12 protein-coding genes are annotated in these 16,775 nt (G+C 52.2%); 4 read left to right on the top strand and 8 right to left on the bottom strand.

Translation table 11 applies throughout. The annotated features are described in order from the left end of the window. Nucleotides 1–73: 73 nt before the first annotated feature. From rpsA to serC, 4 genes are all read right to left on the bottom strand, one after another. Nucleotides 74–1,747 carry a 30S ribosomal protein S1 gene (rpsA, locus tag GVJ63_RS00580; protein ID WP_003849352.1) on the bottom strand — a complete coding sequence of 558 codons (1,674 nt, stop codon included), beginning with the start codon at nucleotides 1,745–1,747 and terminating at the stop codon, nucleotides 74–76. Between the two features lie 108 nt (nucleotides 1,748–1,855). After that, nucleotides 1,856–2,542 carry a (d)CMP kinase gene (gene cmk / locus GVJ63_RS00575; RefSeq protein ID WP_010254946.1) on the bottom strand — a complete coding sequence of 229 codons (687 nt, stop codon included), beginning with the start codon at nucleotides 2,540–2,542 and terminating at the stop codon, nucleotides 1,856–1,858. 198 nt (nucleotides 2,543–2,740) lie between these two features. Beyond that, the gene (gene aroA, locus GVJ63_RS00570) at nucleotides 2,741–4,027 is read right to left on the bottom strand and encodes a 3-phosphoshikimate 1-carboxyvinyltransferase (RefSeq protein WP_159226277.1); all 1,287 of its coding nucleotides are present in this window, start codon (nucleotides 4,025–4,027) and stop codon (nucleotides 2,741–2,743) included. Nucleotides 4,028–4,109: 82 nt separating this feature from the next. After that, nucleotides 4,110–5,195: a 3-phosphoserine/phosphohydroxythreonine transaminase gene (gene serC, locus GVJ63_RS00565; protein ID WP_033757140.1), complete on the bottom strand. Its 1,086-nt coding sequence runs from the start codon at nucleotides 5,193–5,195 to the stop codon at nucleotides 4,110–4,112. A gap of 326 nt (nucleotides 5,196–5,521) precedes the next feature. Here serC and ycaO point away from each other — a divergent pair, with 326 nt between their 5' ends. From ycaO to pflA, 4 genes are all read left to right on the top strand, one after another. After that, the gene (gene ycaO / locus GVJ63_RS00560; protein ID WP_159226276.1) at nucleotides 5,522–7,285 is read left to right on the top strand and encodes a 30S ribosomal protein S12 methylthiotransferase accessory factor YcaO; all 1,764 of its coding nucleotides are present in this window, start codon (nucleotides 5,522–5,524) and stop codon (nucleotides 7,283–7,285) included. A 373-nt stretch (nucleotides 7,286–7,658) separates the two neighbouring features. Further along, complete coding sequence (focA, locus tag GVJ63_RS00555; RefSeq protein WP_010254939.1) at nucleotides 7,659–8,519, top strand: formate transporter FocA; 861 nt, start codon at nucleotides 7,659–7,661, stop codon at nucleotides 8,517–8,519. A gap of 71 nt (nucleotides 8,520–8,590) precedes the next feature. Further along, entirely contained in the window at nucleotides 8,591–10,873 is a 2,283-nt protein-coding gene (gene pflB / locus GVJ63_RS00550) for a formate C-acetyltransferase (protein ID WP_010254936.1), read from the top strand. Nucleotides 10,874–11,037: 164 nt separating this feature from the next. Further along, nucleotides 11,038–11,778: a pyruvate formate lyase 1-activating protein gene (gene pflA / locus GVJ63_RS00545; protein ID WP_010254935.1), complete on the top strand. Its 741-nt coding sequence runs from the start codon at nucleotides 11,038–11,040 to the stop codon at nucleotides 11,776–11,778. Nucleotides 11,779–11,831: 53 nt separating this feature from the next. Here pflA and GVJ63_RS00540 read toward each other — a convergent pair whose 3' ends face one another. The 4 genes from GVJ63_RS00540 to lolA form a co-directional block, all read right to left on the bottom strand. Further along, nucleotides 11,832–12,983 (bottom strand): MFS transporter, encoded by a 1,152-nt coding sequence (locus tag GVJ63_RS00540; protein ID WP_010254932.1) that lies wholly within the window; start codon nucleotides 12,981–12,983, stop codon nucleotides 11,832–11,834. A gap of 318 nt (nucleotides 12,984–13,301) precedes the next feature. Continuing rightward, nucleotides 13,302–14,594, bottom strand: coding sequence for a serine--tRNA ligase (gene serS, locus GVJ63_RS00535; RefSeq protein WP_010254930.1), 1,293 nt, complete (start codon nucleotides 14,592–14,594; stop codon nucleotides 13,302–13,304). Nucleotides 14,595–14,686: 92 nt separating this feature from the next. Beyond that, nucleotides 14,687–16,030, bottom strand: a complete 1,344-nt coding sequence (locus GVJ63_RS00530; RefSeq protein ID WP_010254929.1) for a replication-associated recombination protein A — start codon at nucleotides 16,028–16,030, stop codon at nucleotides 14,687–14,689. A gap of 7 nt (nucleotides 16,031–16,037) precedes the next feature. After that, nucleotides 16,038–16,649, bottom strand: coding sequence for an outer membrane lipoprotein chaperone LolA (lolA, locus tag GVJ63_RS00525; protein WP_003849334.1), 612 nt, complete (start codon nucleotides 16,647–16,649; stop codon nucleotides 16,038–16,040). Between the last annotated feature and the right edge of the window lie 126 nt (nucleotides 16,650–16,775).

The raw sequence follows: 16,775 nt of genomic DNA, 5'->3' as shown, positions 1-16,775 counted from the left end.
GGTTTATCCCTATGGGAATGTATGACAGCTTTTACCGAAACCGGGTGGTTGCCCACCCGGTGCTTCAGGCCGATTACTCGCCTTTAGCCGCTTTGAACGCTTCAGCCATAGCGCTAGAGAAATTGCCTTCTTCCTGTTTGGTGTTAACAGTATTGATAGCTTCTTTCTCATCAGCCTGGTCTTTCGCACGGACAGACAGGCTTACGACACGGTTTTTACGATCAACGCCGGTGAACTTAGCTTCAACGTCGTCGCCAACGTTCAGAACCAGAGTTGCATCTTCAATGCGGTCCAGTGAAGCTTCAGAAGCGCGCAGGTAACCCTCAACGCCGTCTGCTAATTCAACTGTAGCACCTTTAGCATCAACTGCAGTCACTTTACCGGTGACGATGGCACCTTTCTTGTTCAAAGTGATGTAGTTGTTGAACGGATCTTCTGCCAGCTGTTTAACGCCCAGAGAGATACGCTCGCGCTCTGCATCAACCTGCAGTACAACGGCAGCGATTTCGTCGCCTTTTTTGTACTCACGAACGGCTTCTTCGCCAGTCGCGTTCCAGGAGATGTCAGACAGGTGAACCAGACCGTCGATGCCGCCATCCAGGCCGATGAAGATACCGAAGTCAGTGATTGACTTGATTTTACCTTCAACACGATCGCCTTTGTTGTGCGTCTCAGCGAACAGCTGCCATGGGTTAGATTTACACTGCTTCAGACCCAGGGAGATACGACGACGCTCTTCGTCAATGTCCAGAACCATAACTTCAACCACGTCGCCTACGTTAACAACTTTAGACGGATGGATGTTTTTGTTGGTCCAGTCCATTTCAGACACGTGTACCAGACCTTCAACGCCTTCTTCGATTTCCACGAAGCAGCCGTAATCAGTCAGGTTGGTAACACGACCGGTCAGGCGAGTGCCTTCCGGATAGCGTTTAGCGATAGCAACCCATGGATCTTCGCCCAGCTGCTTCAGACCCAGAGAAACACGGGTACGCTCGCGGTCGAACTTCAGCACCTTAACGGTGATTTCGTCGCCCACGTTGACGATTTCGCTTGGATGCTTAACGCGTTTCCATGCCATGTCAGTGATGTGCAGCAGGCCATCAACGCCGCCCAGATCAACGAATGCACCGTAGTCAGTCAGGTTCTTAACGATACCTTTGACTTCCATGCCTTCCTGCAGGTTTTCCAGCAGCTGATCGCGCTCTGCGCTGTTTTCGGATTCGATAACCGCACGACGTGAAACCACGACGTTGTTGCGTTTCTGATCCAGCTTGATCACTTTGAATTCAAGCTCTTTGCCTTCCAGGTGCAGCGTATCGCGCACCGGACGCACATCTACCAGTGAACCTGGCAGGAACGCACGGATACCGTTGAGCTCAACTGTGAAGCCGCCTTTAACTTTGCCGTTGATAACACCGGTAACAGTTTCAGCGTCTTCGTAAGCTTTCTCCAGCGTGATCCATGCTTCATGGCGCTTAGCTTTCTCACGGGACAGCAGGGTTTCACCGAAGCCGTCTTCCACTGCATCCAGAGCAACATCAACTTCGTCGCCTACCTGGATTTCCAGTTCGCCGGCTGCGTTCTTGAACTGCTCTGCAGGAATTGCAGATTCAGATTTCAGACCCGCATCAACCAGAACGACATCTTTGTCGATAGAAACGACGATGCCACGAACGATAGAACCCGGGCGGGTTTCGATTGTTTTTAAGGATTCTTCAAATAGTTGAGCAAAAGATTCAGTCATATTGATAATCTTCAGGATTCTTCAATTTAACGTCCATCTGACTTCATGTCGGATGGGGTTGTTTCACATGCCCGGCACCGGATCCATGGTACAGGGTGGTAGATTCAGTTAAGCCGTAATACCCAGCTTCTCGCGGGCATATTGTAGCGCTTTTTCAATGACCTGGTCGATAGACATCTCGGTAGAGTCCAGAACCAGTGCATCGCCAGCGGCTACTAAAGGCGCAATTGCGCGATTACGATCGCGGTCGTCGCGTTCTTTTATCTCGGCTAAAAGGCGGTCAAAGTTAACATTAAAGCCATTATCCTGCAACTGTAGCATACGGCGCTGAGCACGCTCTTCCGGGCTGGCATCAAGGAAAATTTTCACTGGCGCATCCGGAAAAACCACGGTGCCCATATCACGGCCATCAGCAATCAGGCCCGGCATCTCGCGGAAACCGCGCTGGCGGCGCAATAACGCTTCGCGTACCCGGGGAAAAGCGGCAACACGAGAAGCGGTGTTGCTGACCTCCTGAGTGCGGATTTCACCGGTGACGTCTTCACCTTCAAGTATGACCTGCATTTCACCATTTTGTGACACAAAGCGCACATCCAGGTGAGCGGCAATCGGCACCAGCGCCTCTTCAGATTCAATCTCCACCTGATGATGCAATGCGGCTAACGCCAGCACGCGATAAATAGCACCGGAGTCCAGCAGATGCCACTGCAGCGATTCCGCCATCGCTTTGCACAGGGTTCCCTTTCCCGCTCCACTTGGCCCATCAATAGTTATGACCGGGGCAGTTACTGTCATTATTCCCTCCTGTTGCTGCGTGCTTCCTGACCTTTCGGTCACCATTAATGACTAGCATTATACGCTGCATAGCACGGCTTGGTTACCCTTTCGCACTGATCAGGTTCGTAATCTTAGTCAATTCAGAGGATCTCTGGCCTGGTACAGCCAGATAAAATCAGGGGAGTTCCGGTGCGAACCGCACCGGAAAGGGAGATATCAGGCGCTCTGGCTGATTTTAGCCAGTTGAACGAAATAGTCCGGGAAGGTTTTTGCAGTACAGCCAGGATCGAGAATGGTCACTGGGGTATCAGAAAGTGCAACCAGAGAGAAACACATCGCCATGCGGTGGTCATTGTAGGTGCCAATATCCGCATGAATCAGCGTCGCTGGCGGCGTAATGCGGATGTAGTCATGACCCTCTTCGACTTCTGCCCCGACTTTACGCAGCTCTGTGGCCATTGCGCTCAGTCGATCGGTCTCTTTTACCCGCCAGTTATAAATATTGCGTAACCGGGTGGTGCCCTCTGCAAATAGCGCCGTAGTCGCGATGGTCATTGCAGCATCCGGAATATGGTTCATGTCCATATTGATGGCCTGCAGTTTGCCGGCCGTACAGGCAATGTAATCATCGCCCCACTCAATCGTCGCGCCCATCTTTTCCAGCACGTCAGCAAACCGGATGTCACCCTGCACACTCTGGCGTCCAATCCCGGTGACGCGAACCGTTCCGCCTTTTATAGCGGCAGCGGCCAGGAAATAGGAAGCGGAAGAGGCATCGCCTTCAACCAGGTAATCACCCGGCGACTGATACTGTTGCTGTCCCTTGATCAGGAAGCGCTGATAGTTCTGATTCTCAACCTCGACGCCAAAGCACTGCATCAGATTAAGGGTAATATCGATGTAAGGTTTCGACACCAAATCACCTTTGATGGTGATGCAGGTATCCTGCTGTGCCAGCGGCGCGGTCATCAGCAGCGCTGTCAGGAACTGGCTGGAAACGCTGCCATCCACACTGACTTCACCCCCGGTAAAACCACCGCGTAAACGCAGCGGCGGGTAGTTTTCGTTTTCCAGGTACTCAATGGTTGCTCCGCCCTGACGAAGTGCGTCAACCAGATGCCCGATTGGACGCTCTTTCATGCGGGGTTCGCCGGTCAGTTCGATATCGTGCTGGCCCAGACAAAGCGCCGCGGCCAGCGGACGCATTGCGGTTCCGGCATTGCCCAGAAACAGTGACAGCGGTTGAGATGCGTGCAGTGGCCCGGCATTTCCCGTCACTTCACACAGGGTGCGATCGCTGGAAAGCGTATAGCTTACACCAAGCGCGGTCAGCGCGTTCAGCATGTGCTTAACGTCGTCGCTGTCGAGCAGGTTGGTAAGACGGGTTGTACCTTTAGCCAGAGCAGCCAGCAGCAATGCACGATTGGAAACGCTCTTTGAGCCGGGCAGATTTACCGTGCCGTTGACGCGCGCAATCGGTTGGAGAGTCAGGGAGTCCTGCATGTGAAACGAAATCCTCAAAAAATACAGAGACCTCGCCGTGTGACGAGGTCTGGCATCAGCATCAATGCTGATATCTTAATAATCAGCCGTGACGGCGTTCAAAATCGACCATGAAATCGGTCAGGGCCTTCACACCTTCCAGCGGCATCGCATTATAAATAGAGGCGCGCATACCGCCTACTACACGATGGCCTTTAAGCGCGTGTAATCCCGCCTTAAACGACTCTTCCAGGAACAGCGCATCGAGTGAAGCATCGGCCAGCTGGAAAGGGATGTTCATGCGTGAGCGGTTTTCTGTTGCCACATCATTACGATAGAAGCCACTGTGATCGATTACGCCATAAAGCAGGTCAGATTTTGCCTGATTGATACGATCAATTTCAGCCACACCGCCCTTCTCTTTCAGCCATTTAAACACCAGCCCTGAGAGATACCACGCAAAAGTCGGCGGGGTGTTAAACATCGAATCGTTATCGGCCAGCACTTTGTAATCGAGGATTGAGGGCACAGAGGCGTGCGCCTGACCCAGCAGATCTTCGCGAACGACAACCAGCGTTAATCCGGCCGGGCCCACATTTTTCTGCGCACCCGCATAAATCACACCGTAACGACTCACATCGATAGGGCGTGACAGAATGGTGGATGAGAAATCAGCAACAACGGTTTTACTGCCAAAGTCGGGCTGTTCGTCAATCGCGATGCCATCAATGGTTTCATTCGGGCAGAAATGCAGGTAAGCGGACGTCTCACTCACCTCCCATTCGCTCATCGGCAGGATGGCTCGTTTACCGTCGCGCGTTGTTTTGACATCCAGCGTGCGTGGGGAACAAAACTTTTCCGCTTCTTTTATTGCGCTATGCGCCCAGTAACCGCCATCAACATAGTCGGCACTGGTCGCTTTACCCAGCAGATTTCCCGGTACGGCAGCGAACTGCGCACGCGCCCCACCATGACAGAATAAAACTTTGTAATTCGACGGTATTTTTAGCAGATCACGGAAGTCCTGCTCCGCTTCTTCAGCCACCTGAATAAACTCTTTACTGCGGTGACTGATCTCCATTACAGAGGTACCCAGACCGCGCCAGTTCGTCAGTTCCTGTTCTGCACGACGAAGCACTTCAACCGGTAGCATCGCCGGGCCAGAGCTAAAATTATAAACTTGCGTCATTTCCCCTCACCACTGTCATATCGAACGGTTATGAATAACCATCCGGTTTTATCACTGCATTCTGATAGCTGCAATCATAAATCAGGGAGCGGTCACATTTTCTGAATCCGGCTCGCCGGAGGTTATGTTACCAATGCAAATCTGCGCGGAATTTTGTGAGGCTTTATCCAGCGCCATTAATTCGCGTTTGGCCTGAGAGCGAAAGTGATGAAAACTAAGCCGGTAAAGTAAGCCGGTAAAAATGTCCCGCCCTGATAGCGGTCTGTTAGCAAAATCCGTATCATTGCGCGCTTTACGCACCCTATGACAACTGAGAGAGCGGCACTATGACGCAAACATTTATCCCGGGCAAAGATGCCGCACTGGAAGACTCCATTGCGCGTTTCCAGAACAAGCTGCAGGATCTTGGCTTTAACATTGAAGAAGCATCCTGGCTGAATCCTGTCCCCCATGTCTGGTCAGTGCATATCCGCGACCGCGATTGCCCGCTCTGTTTTACCAACGGCAAAGGCGCCAGTAAAAAAGCGGCGCTGGCCTCCGCGCTTGGCGAGTATTTCGAGCGTCTCTCAACTAACTATTTTTTTGCTGACTTCTGGCTGGGAAAAAAGATCGCTAACGGCGATTTTGTTCACTATCCCAATGAAAAATGGTTTGCGTTACCTGATGATGAGTCCTTACCTGAAGGTATTCTGGATCCGCGCCTGCGCGCATTTTACGATCCCGACAATGCCCTGACGGCTTCCGGCCTGATTGATCTGCAGTCCGGGAATACTGAACGTGGTATCTGCGCCCTGCCCTTTACCCGTCAGTCCGACCAGCAGACTGTCTATATCCCGATGAATATTATCGGCAACCTCTATGTCTCAAACGGCATGTCGGCAGGTAATACCGCGAACGAAGCGCGTGTTCAGGGGCTGTCTGAAGTGTTTGAGCGCTACATTAAAAACCGCATTATTGCTGAAGCGATCAGCCTGCCTGCGATTCCAGATGACGTGATGCAACGTTATCCTGAAGTGATCGAAGCCATTGCACGTCTTGAAGCGGAAGGCTTCCCGATTTTCGCTTATGACGCCTCTCTCGGCGGTAAATATCCGGTTATCTGCGTGGTGCTGTTTAACCCAACCAACGGAACCTGTTTTGCCTCATTTGGTGCTCACCCTGATTTCGGTGTGGCGCTGGAGCGTACCGTTACCGAGTTGCTGCAGGGCCGAAGCCTCAAAGATCTGGATGTGTTTACCCCACCGACCTTTGATGACGAAGAAGTGGCTGAGCATGCCAACCTTGAAACACACTTCATCGATTCAAGCGGCCTGATCTCCTGGGATCTGTTTAAAGAAACTGCGGATTATCCTTTTGTCGACTGGTCATTCGCGGGCAGCACCGAACAGGAATTCGCCACGCTGATGGCAATCTTCGCCTCGGAAGATCAGGAAGTCTATATTGCAGACTACGAGCATCTGGGTGTCTATGCCTGCCGCATCATCGTGCCAGGCATGTCTGATATCTACACGGCAGAAGATCTGTTCCTGGCGAACAACAGCATGGGAGCGGGCATGCGTGAAACCCTGCTGGCCCTGCCTGACAGCAACTGGAATCCGGAAGAGTATCTGGATCTGATTGGACAGCTTGATGATGAAGGCTTTGACGACTTCACCCGTGTTCGTGAGCTGCTGGGTCTGGCGACCGGTAAAGACAATGGCTGGTACACGCTGCGTGTTGGCGAATTAAAAGCGATGCTGGCGCTGGCGGGCGGCGATCTGGATCAGGCATTGATCTGGACAGAATGGACGATGGAGTTTAACAGCTCAATCTTTACGCCAGAGCGCGCTAACTACTATCGTTGCCTGCAGACCCTGCTGTTACTGGCTATGGAAGATGAGCGTGATCCGTTGCAGTATCATCACGCTTTCCTGCGGATGTATGGTGAGAGCGCAATGGAAGCAGCTTCAGCCGCGATCAGTGGTGAGAATCCGTTTAATGGCCTTCAGGCTGTTGATGATGAGCTGCAGGCCTTCCCTGCCCATCAGTCGCTGCTTGCCGCCTACGAAAAACTGCAAAACGCCAAACGTCACTACTGGAAAAACGCGTAAGCCATAACGCGTCAGACTGAAAGCAGACGGCTAACCATGGCACTGGATTTATCTGGTGCCATCATTCCCCACTTTCTCTATGAAACATTAGCTACTTTAAAATTCCTTCTTATTACATCACATCATTTTAATTAACACATAAGCCATTAATTAATAACACAGCCTGAACTAAAAAAGTGGCGCATCACTTTATATTAAAATATTTTTGTATTTTTAAAATAAATTTATTTGTTGATATTCAGTTAGTTAACTCATAATTTTCTCATTAATTTGCGACCAGTGTGTTACCACCCTGGCAAACATGATCCATATCAATTACTGACCTATACTCCTTTGTTAGTATTTTTTCAGACAACTTCAGGAGTAAGTTAGTGTGAAAACTGACAACCCTTTTAATCTTTTATTACCCGCCGCGATGGCGAAAGTGGCCGAAGACGCGGGTATCTATAAAGCAACCAAACATCCTTTTACGACCTTCTTTCTGGCAATAAACGCCGGCGTATTTATCTCAATCGCATTCGTTTTTTATATTACAGCGACCACCGGTAGCGGCGCGATGCCCTACGGCATAGCCAAACTGATTGGAGGTATCTGCTTTTCACTCGGCTTAATGCTGGTCGTGGTATGTGGTGCCGACCTTTTTACCTCTACTGTATTAATCGTTGTCGCCAAAGCCAGTGGCCGCATCAGCTGGGGCCAGCTGGCCCGCAACTGGATTAACGTCTACGCCGGTAACCTTGCAGGTGCACTCTTCTTTGTCGCTCTGATGTGGTTTGCCGGACAGCACATGGTCGCGAATGGCGCCTGGGGATTGAATGTCCTGCAAACCGCCGATCACAAGATGCATCACACCTTCATAGAAGCGGTTTGTCTGGGTACATTGGCCAATCTGCTGGTCTGTCTCGCCGTCTGGATGAGTTACTCAGGCCGCACCCTGACCGATAAGCTGGTCGTGATGATTCTGCCTGTTGCGATGTTTGTCGCAAGCGGTTTCGAACACAGTATCGCCAACATGTTTCTTATACCCTATGCCATTGCTATTCGTGACTTCGCGACACCTGAATTCTGGCAGGCAGCTGGCACCACGGCGGCACAGTTTCACTCACTGACCCTCAGTAACTTTATTATCGACAACCTGATTCCCGTGACCATCGGAAACATTATCGGCGGCGGCGTTCTGGTTGGGTTGACCTACTGGGTTATCTATCTCCGTAAAGGTGACCAGGTTCATTAAACGCATTTTTGACGGCACAGGAAGTTGGCTGTGCCCGACCGTAAAGTCTCCTCATATAAGGCAGGTATATTATGACCGAACTTAATGCAAAACTGGCTTCAGCATGGGAAGGATTTGCTGAAGGCGAATGGCAGAATAGCGTCAATGTGCGCGACTTCATTCAGAAAAACTACACCCCATATGAAGGTGACGAGTCATTCCTGGCGGGTGCCACCGAAGCGACCACCAAACTGTGGGAAAGCGTGCTGGAAGGCATCAAAATTGAGAACCGCACCCACGCGCCAGTCGACTTCGACACCGATCTCGCCTCAACCATTACCTCGCACGACGCGGGTTACATCATTAAGCCACTGGAAAAAATTGTTGGTCTGCAGACCGAAGCGCCATTAAAACGCGCCATCATTCCTTATGGCGGCATCAAAATGGTCGAAGGGTCATGCAAAGTGTATGGCCGTGAACTCGACCCTTCACTGAAAAAAATCTTCACCGAATACCGCAAAACGCACAACCAGGGCGTGTTCGATGTTTATACCCCGGACATTTTGCGCTGCCGTAAATCAGGTATCCTGACCGGCCTTCCTGATGCTTATGGCCGTGGCCGTATTATCGGTGACTATCGTCGTGTGGCGCTGTACGGCATCGATTTCCTGATGGCGGATAAATTCGCTCAGTTTGCCTCACTGCAGGAAGATTTAGAGAATGGCGTTAATCTGGAAGCGACTATTCGTCTGCGTGAAGAGATTTCTGACCAGCATCATGCGCTGGCCCAGATCAAAGAGATGGCAGCAAAATATGGCCATGACATCTCCGGTCCGGCTACCAATGCGGTTGAAGCAGTACAGTGGACTTACTATGGCTACCTGGCTGCAGTTAAATCACAAAACGGTGCTGCCATGTCATTTGGCCGCGTCTCAACCTTCCTTGATGTTTACATCGAACGTGACCTTAAAGCCGGTAAACTGACTGAAGAGCAGGCACAGGAACTGATTGACCATCTGGTGATGAAACTGCGTATGGTTCGCTTCCTGCGCACACCTGAATATGATGAGCTGTTCTCAGGTGACCCAATCTGGGCAACGGAATCCCTGGCAGGTATGGGCGTTGATGGCCGTACCCTGGTCTCAAAAAGTACGTTCCGCTTCCTGAATACCCTCTACACCATGGGTCCTTCACCTGAGCCGAACATGACCATCCTGTGGTCAGAAAAACTGCCGATTAATTTCAAAAAATATGCCGCTAAAGTCTCTATCGATACCTCATCTTTGCAGTATGAGAACGATGACCTGATGCGTGCTGATTTCGACAATGATGACTACGCAATCGCCTGCTGCGTGAGCCCGATGATTGTCGGCAAACAAATGCAGTTCTTTGGCGCACGTGCCAACCTGGCGAAAACGCTGCTCTACGCAATCAACGGCGGCGTGGATGAAAAGCTGAAAATGCAGGTTGGACCGAAAGGCGACAAAATCAGCGACGACGTACTGGATTTCGACACCGTCATGGAGCGTATGGATCACTTCATGGACTGGCTGGCAAAACAGTATGTGACTTCGCTGAACATCATTCACTACATGCATGATAAATACAGCTACGAAGCGGCACTGATGGCCTTACATGATCGGGATGTCTACCGCACCATGGCCTGTGGTATCGCGGGTCTCTCCGTCGCTGCGGATTCACTTTCTGCCATTAAATATGCCAAAGTGAAACCGATTCGTGACGAAGATGGTCTGGCCATCGACTTCGACATTGAAGGCGAATATCCGCAGTTCGGTAACAACGACTCACGGGTAGATGACCTGGCCTGCGATCTGGTTGAACGCTTCATGAAGAAAATTCAGCAGCTGAACACCTATCGTAATGCCGTGCCGACGCAGTCTGTTCTGACCATTACCTCGAACGTGGTATATGGTAAGAAAACCGGTAACACACCAGATGGACGTCGCGCTGGCGCGCCGTTTGGACCAGGTGCTAACCCGATGCATGGTCGTGACCAGAAAGGTGCAGTTGCCTCGCTGACTTCCGTCGCGAAACTGCCGTTTGCCTATGCAAAAGATGGTATCTCTTATACCTTCTCAATCGTACCAAACGCGCTGGGTAAAGATGATAACGTGCGGAAAACCAACCTTGCCGGTCTGATGGATGGTTACTTCCATCACGAAGCCAGCATCGAAGGCGGTCAGCACCTCAACGTTAACGTTATGAACCGTGAAATGCTGCTGGATGCGATGGAACATCCAGAGAAATATCCGCAACTGACCATTCGCGTTTCCGGTTACGCTGTGCGCTTTAACTCACTGACTAAAGAGCAGCAGCAGGATGTGATTACCCGAACCTTCACTAAGTCACTGTAATTACTGCTCTACCTGATAAAAAAGGCTCCTCGCGGAGCCTTTTAATTAAAAGTCTGTTCTGGTGGTCATCTCCATCAAGGTTCCCACCAGAATCGATTTCCTGCCCTGAGCGCAACAGAGATTGCGCCGTCTGTCCCGGCAGACTCACTGGAGAAAACATCGCAATGTCAGTTAACGGTCGTATCCACTCATTTGAATCCTGCGGCACCGTCGATGGTCCCGGTATCCGTTTTATCACCTTCTTCCAGGGCTGCCTGATGCGCTGCCTCTACTGTCACAACCGCGACACCTGGGATACGCACGGTGGCAAAGAGATCAGCGTCGAAGCGCTGATGGCGGATGTGCTCTCCTATCGCCATTTTATGAACGCCTCTGGCGGCGGCGTCACGGCGTCGGGTGGTGAAGCCATTCTTCAGGCTGAATTTGTGCGCGACTGGTTCCGTGCCTGTAAGGCCGAAGGTATTCATACCTGTCTCGACACCAACGGCTTCGTACGCCGCTATGATCCGGTGATCGATGAACTGCTCGACGTTACCGACTTAGTGATGCTCGACCTGAAACAGATGAATGATGACGTCCATCAGATTCTGGTGGGTGTCTCTAATCACCGTACGCTGGACTTTGCCCGTTACCTGCAGAAAAAAGGCAAACGGACATGGATCCGTTTTGTCGTGGTGCCCGGCTATTCCGACGATGATGACACCGCGCATCGGCTGGGGGAATTCACGCGTGATATGGAGAACGTTGAGAAGATTGAATTGCTGCCCTATCACGAACTGGGTAAGCATAAATGGATTGCGATGGGTGAAGAGTACAAGCTGGACGGGGTGAAGCCACCGAGCAAAGAGACAATGGAGCGCGTGAAAAACATTCTCGCCAGCTATGGCCACGAAGTGATGTACTGAAGAATCTGCCACAAAAAAAGGGAGCTTAACGCTCCCTTTTTGCTGTTCAGCGATCAGGCATGTGCCACTGGCGTAGCCTGATGATTCGCTTTGCGCAGCAGCATCACCAGATAAATCAGCGCCACAGCAGCGATCATCACGAACAGCAGCTGGTCAGAATAATTCTGCATCAGAACAGAGGTCATTGCCGGTCCAGCCAGACTGCCCACGGTATAACTCATCAGCAGTGCCTGATTCATCGCTACCAGTTCATGATGTGCGACCGTCTCGCAAGCCCAGGACATCGCCACCGGATAGAGTGTGAAGCCTGCCAGCCCCAGAACAAATAGCGCTGGTGCCATCGCGGCATTGGTTAACATGGCCATCGCACCCAGGATAACCACAAAGACCTGAACTCGCAGCACCAGCATGCGACCAAAACGATCGGCCAGACGGCCAATGGGCCACTGGCCCACAATGCCTGCGCTGACCAGCAACGCCATCCAGTAACCCACATTGGCATCACTCATTCCCTGATGTGACAGGTAAAGCGGCATCAGGCCATAAAGCGAGCCCAGAAGGATGCCAGAGATAATGCAGCCATTGATGCCCAGACGTGAGCTACGGCGACGCAGCATCGGCCAGATGCGGGCCGGAGCGGCTTCTGTCGCTTCACCGCTGGCGGAGACGCGAGTAAAGACCAGCGGCAGCACGGCGCAGAAGACCAGCGACGTCACCCACGGGATCACGCTGAGTAATTCCGTAGACAGTTTGCTGACCAGCAACTGGCCTGTCACGGTGCCGATGTAATAGACAACCATATAGGCCGCCAGCAGCTGTCCCCGATTACGTACCGTTCCGCTGCACAGAAGTGCGCTCTCGACCACCACCCACATCAGCGCACAGCCGACACCGGCGATGAAACGCATTGAACTCCATGCCCAGAAACCCGACATCATCGCCAGGCACAGAGTCGCGACGGCAAACATCAAGGTAGCCAGGTAGTAGCTGCGGTTGAAGCCGTAATGCCTGATTAACCAGCCAGCCAGCAGAGTCCCTGCGAGGTTACCGGTGTAATAGGAGGAGCTTACGATGCCCACCTGCCAGGTTGTCAGTAAGTCATGCGTCAGCCACAGTGGAACGAGCGTATTCAGCACGGCAATTGCGACAGTCATTAACATCAGGCCGCAAAGCAGCAATATCACGGGGCGTGACCAGGTTGACATAGGGGATAGAAACCAGAGCAAATGAAGGAAATTGCGCGCAGTTTGCCACTGGCCTTTTTAAAGTCAATGGGCGAATTTTAACGGCAGCACATTTTGCTGTGCGACAATTTAATTTACTAATCTTCAGTGGGTTACAATCGTAACAAGCGGCAGGTCGCTAAATGCTATCTCTATGAAAAATTAGGTTTTTAGCCATTCCGGCCTGGCTGGTATCGATAACGTTTATTTGTGATTAAAATGAGGCCTGACAGAACAGTTTTTCCGGAGCAATAACATAAAAAAACCCGGCCATGGCCGGGTTCAGAGAGTTACCGTTGCTTAGCCGATAATTTCGACGCCATTCATATAGGGGCGTAAAACCTCAGGCACAGTGATGCGGCCATCTTCCTGCTGATAATTTTCCAGCACCGCCACCAGGGTACGGCCTACGGCCAGCCCTGAGCCATTCAGGGTATGAACCAGACGCGGTTTCTTATCCTGTTTGTTGCGGCAACGCGCCTGCATACGACGCGCCTGGAAATCACCCATGTTGGAACAGGATGAAATTTCACGATAGGTATTCTGCGCCGGTAGCCAGACTTCCAGATCGTAAGTTTTAGTCGATCCAAAGCCCATATCGCCGGTGCAGAGTAAAACCTTACGATATGGCAGGTTCAGCAGCTGCAGCACTTTCTCAGCGTGACCGGTCAGCTCTTCCAGGGCATCCATTGACTGCTCCGGCGTGACGATCTGCACCATCTCAACTTTGTCGAACTGGTGCATACGGATCAGGCCACGCGTGTCACGACCGTAAGAACCCGCTTCAGAACGGAAGCACGGCGTATGCGCAGTCAGTTTAACCGGCAGGCTATCCTCTTCGAGGATCTCATCACGCACCAGGTTAGTCAGCGGCACTTCCGCAGTAGGAATTAACGCATAGTTGCTGCTGTCTGACTCCTCTTCCAGCGGACGGGTGTGGAACAGGTCTTCGCCAAACTTAGGCAGCTGTCCGGTACCGTAAAGCGTTTCGTGGTTAACCAGATAAGGCACGTAGGTTTCAAGGTAGCCATGCTGCTCGGTGTGCAGGTCAATCATAAACTGACTCAGTGCACGGTGCAGGCGGGCAATCTGCCCCTGCATGACCACAAAGCGTGAACCGGTCAGTTTCACGGCAGACGCAAAATCCAGGCCTTTAGCCGCTTCACCCAGCTCAACGTGATCTTTAACCGGGAAGCTGAACTCGCGCGGGGTACCCCAGCGGCTCACTTCCTGGTTTTCGCTGTCATCTTTGCCCAGCGGCACTTCATCGGCCGGAATGTTCGGCAGTGCCAGTGAGAAGTCACGGATTTGATTCTGCAGTTCATCCAGTTCTGCTTTTGCGGCATCCAGGCGTTCGCCCAGCGCGTTCACTTCCTGACGCAGCGGCTCGATGTCTTCCCCACGTGCTTTGGCCTGACCGATGGATTTGGATCGGGAGTTACGCTCTGCCTGCAGATTTTCTGTTTCCACCTGCAGCACTTTGCGACGCTCTTCAAGCGAACGCAGCGTTTCCACATCCAGTTTGTATCCCCGGCGTGCCAGTTTTTCTGCGACTGCGTCTGGCTCGTTACGCAGCAGATTGGGATCGAGCATGCTTATCCTGTGTATAAAAAGTTGGTTGAAAGAAGGGACGCATTCCAGCGGAATGCGTTGAAAACATTGCCCACATTACCGTAACGTCTGTTTCAGCGGTAGCGTTTTGTCGGGCTATTTTGATCCTGCTCAGCCAGCCAGCTTAGCTTTTCACCAATCTTGCCCTCAAGCCCGCGCTGGGTTGGGGTGTAATAGCGCGCGCTGGCCAGTTCCTGCGGAAAATAGACTTCACCCGCGGCATAGGCGTTGGTTTCATCATGGGCATAACGGTACTCTTTACCCAGGCCCATCTCTTTCATCAGCTTAGTCGGGGCATTGCGCAGATGTTCCGGCACATCGTAATCGGGATGGTCGCGTGCATCACGCATTGCGGCTTTAAACGCGTTGTAGACCGCATTACTTTTAGGCGCGCAAGCCAGATAAACAATGGCCTGGGCAATCGCGCGCTCCCCTTCTGCCGGACCGACGCGCGTGAAGCAATCCCAGGCCGCAATCGCCACCTGCATACCGCGCGGATCGGCGTTGCCGACATCTTCGGAGGCAATAGCCAGCAACCGACGAGCCACATAGAGCGGATCGCCGCCCGCAGTGATAATGCGCGCATACCAGTAGAGCGCCGCATCCGGTGCGGAGCCGCGTACCGATTTGTGCAGTGCAGAAATCAGATCGTAAAAACGATCGCCTTTATTATCAAACCGCGCGGATCGCTCACCAGAGACTTCGTTAAGCAGCTGCGGCGTCAGTTCTCGCTGACCTGATGCGGTGATTTCGGCCATATCAGCCATCATCTCCAGCGTGTTCAGCGCCCGACGTGCATCACCACTAACCAGTTCAGCGATCATCCTGCGTGTGTTGTCCGGCAGCACGATGTCACTGTCCCCATAACCTCGCGCTTTATCCTGCATCGCCTGATCCAGCACCTGCTCAATATCTTCCAGAGTCAGTGATTTCAGCAGGTAAACGCGGGCGCGTGACAACAACGCAGAGTTAAGTTCAAAAGAGGGGTTTTCGGTGGTCGCACCAATAAAGGTAATGGTGCCATCTTCGATATGGGGCAGAAAGGCATCCTGCTGGCTCTTGTTGAACCGATGGACCTCGTCCACAAACAGGATCGTGCGCCGCCCGGCATGTTTATTCTGACGGGCCCGCTCAATCGCCTCACGGATCTCTTTTACGCCGGAGGTGACGGCCGAAATACGTTCCACATCGGCGTTACCGTAATGGGCAATGATCTCAGCCAGCGTGGTCTTGCCGGTCCCGGGAGGTCCCCACAGGATCATTGAATGCAGGTGCCCTGCTTCAATCGCGCGCGGCAGAGGTTTGCCTGCGCCCAGCAGATGTTGCTGACCAATGTACTGTTTCAATGTTTCTGGCCGCATACGCGCGGCCAGAGGTTTGAAATTTTCGGTGGAAAAATCCAGGGACAGGTTACTCACCGTGACCTCACTGACGTTGGTCGTCCACCGTCACGCCTTTTGGCGGTGTGAACGTGAATTTATCCGGGCTGATAGCGCCATTCTGCTGGCTTTTCAGCTGGTAATCGCTGCGCTGGCCATCCTGCTCGATAGCACTGAAGCGGTTGATGGTCCCGCTGGACGTCACCTGGATGGTGAACTGTTTCAGGTTGCCGTCGCTGTTCTTAGGTGTCAGTTCAAAATTGTCACCCTGCTGTTTGATATTGTACTGCTTCCAGTCATTTGACTGGTTGCGGGCAATCAGCATAAAGGGCGTGTTGCTGGTCGCATTCTGCAACAGGCTGACTGTCGCCTGCTCAACAAACGGGTTGTAGAACCACAGCGATTTACCGTCGGAGATGATGATGCTTTCGTCCGGCGCGGTCATGTGCCAGTTAAACAGGCTGGGACGTTTTACCCACAATTCGCCTTCGCCGTCCTGCACATTCGCGCCGCTGCTGTCGGTCACTTTTTGGGTGAAGCTGGCGTGGAAGCTGCTGACCTTGTTCAGGCGCTGTTGCAGATCACTGGAAGCATCAGCCAGAACGCTGGCTGAAGAAAAGGTGGCCAACAGGCCCAGAGCGATTACGCGTAATTTCATCTGCTTCAATTCCTTATTTAAACGTTCCCATCGATAACTGCATTAAGCCTGGCCGCCGTTCCGCCATCAGAACAGAGGAAAAAACCGAAAGCTGATTCAGATATGGGGTTTAACCGCATAAAAACA

Source organism: Pantoea sp. 18059 (genome assembly GCF_902706165.1).
GTDB classification, from domain to species: domain Bacteria; phylum Pseudomonadota; class Gammaproteobacteria; order Enterobacterales; family Enterobacteriaceae; genus Pantoea; species Pantoea agglomerans.
This window is presented reverse-complemented; position numbering and strand designations above follow the sequence as displayed.

Excerpts from the sequence above, each read along its gene's own strand:
- rpsA (WP_003849352.1), bottom strand. The coding sequence starts at position 1,747 with ATGACTGAATCTTTTGCTCAACTATTTGAAGAATCCTTAAAAACAATC.
- cmk (WP_010254946.1), bottom strand. The coding sequence starts at position 2,542 with ATGACAGTAACTGCCCCGGTCATAACTATTGATGGGCCAAGTGGAGCG.
- aroA (WP_159226277.1), bottom strand. The coding sequence starts at position 4,027 with ATGCAGGACTCCCTGACTCTCCAACCGATTGCGCGCGTCAACGGCACG.
- serC (WP_033757140.1), bottom strand. The coding sequence starts at position 5,195 with ATGACGCAAGTTTATAATTTTAGCTCTGGCCCGGCGATGCTACCGGTT.
- ycaO (WP_159226276.1), top strand. The coding sequence starts at position 5,522 with ATGACGCAAACATTTATCCCGGGCAAAGATGCCGCACTGGAAGACTCC.
- pflB (WP_010254936.1), top strand. The coding sequence starts at position 8,591 with ATGACCGAACTTAATGCAAAACTGGCTTCAGCATGGGAAGGATTTGCT.
- pflA (WP_010254935.1), top strand. The coding sequence starts at position 11,038 with ATGTCAGTTAACGGTCGTATCCACTCATTTGAATCCTGCGGCACCGTC.
- GVJ63_RS00540 (WP_010254932.1), bottom strand. The coding sequence starts at position 12,983 with ATGTCAACCTGGTCACGCCCCGTGATATTGCTGCTTTGCGGCCTGATG.
- serS (WP_010254930.1), bottom strand. The coding sequence starts at position 14,594 with ATGCTCGATCCCAATCTGCTGCGTAACGAGCCAGACGCAGTCGCAGAA.
- lolA (WP_003849334.1), bottom strand. The coding sequence starts at position 16,649 with ATGAAATTACGCGTAATCGCTCTGGGCCTGTTGGCCACCTTTTCTTCA.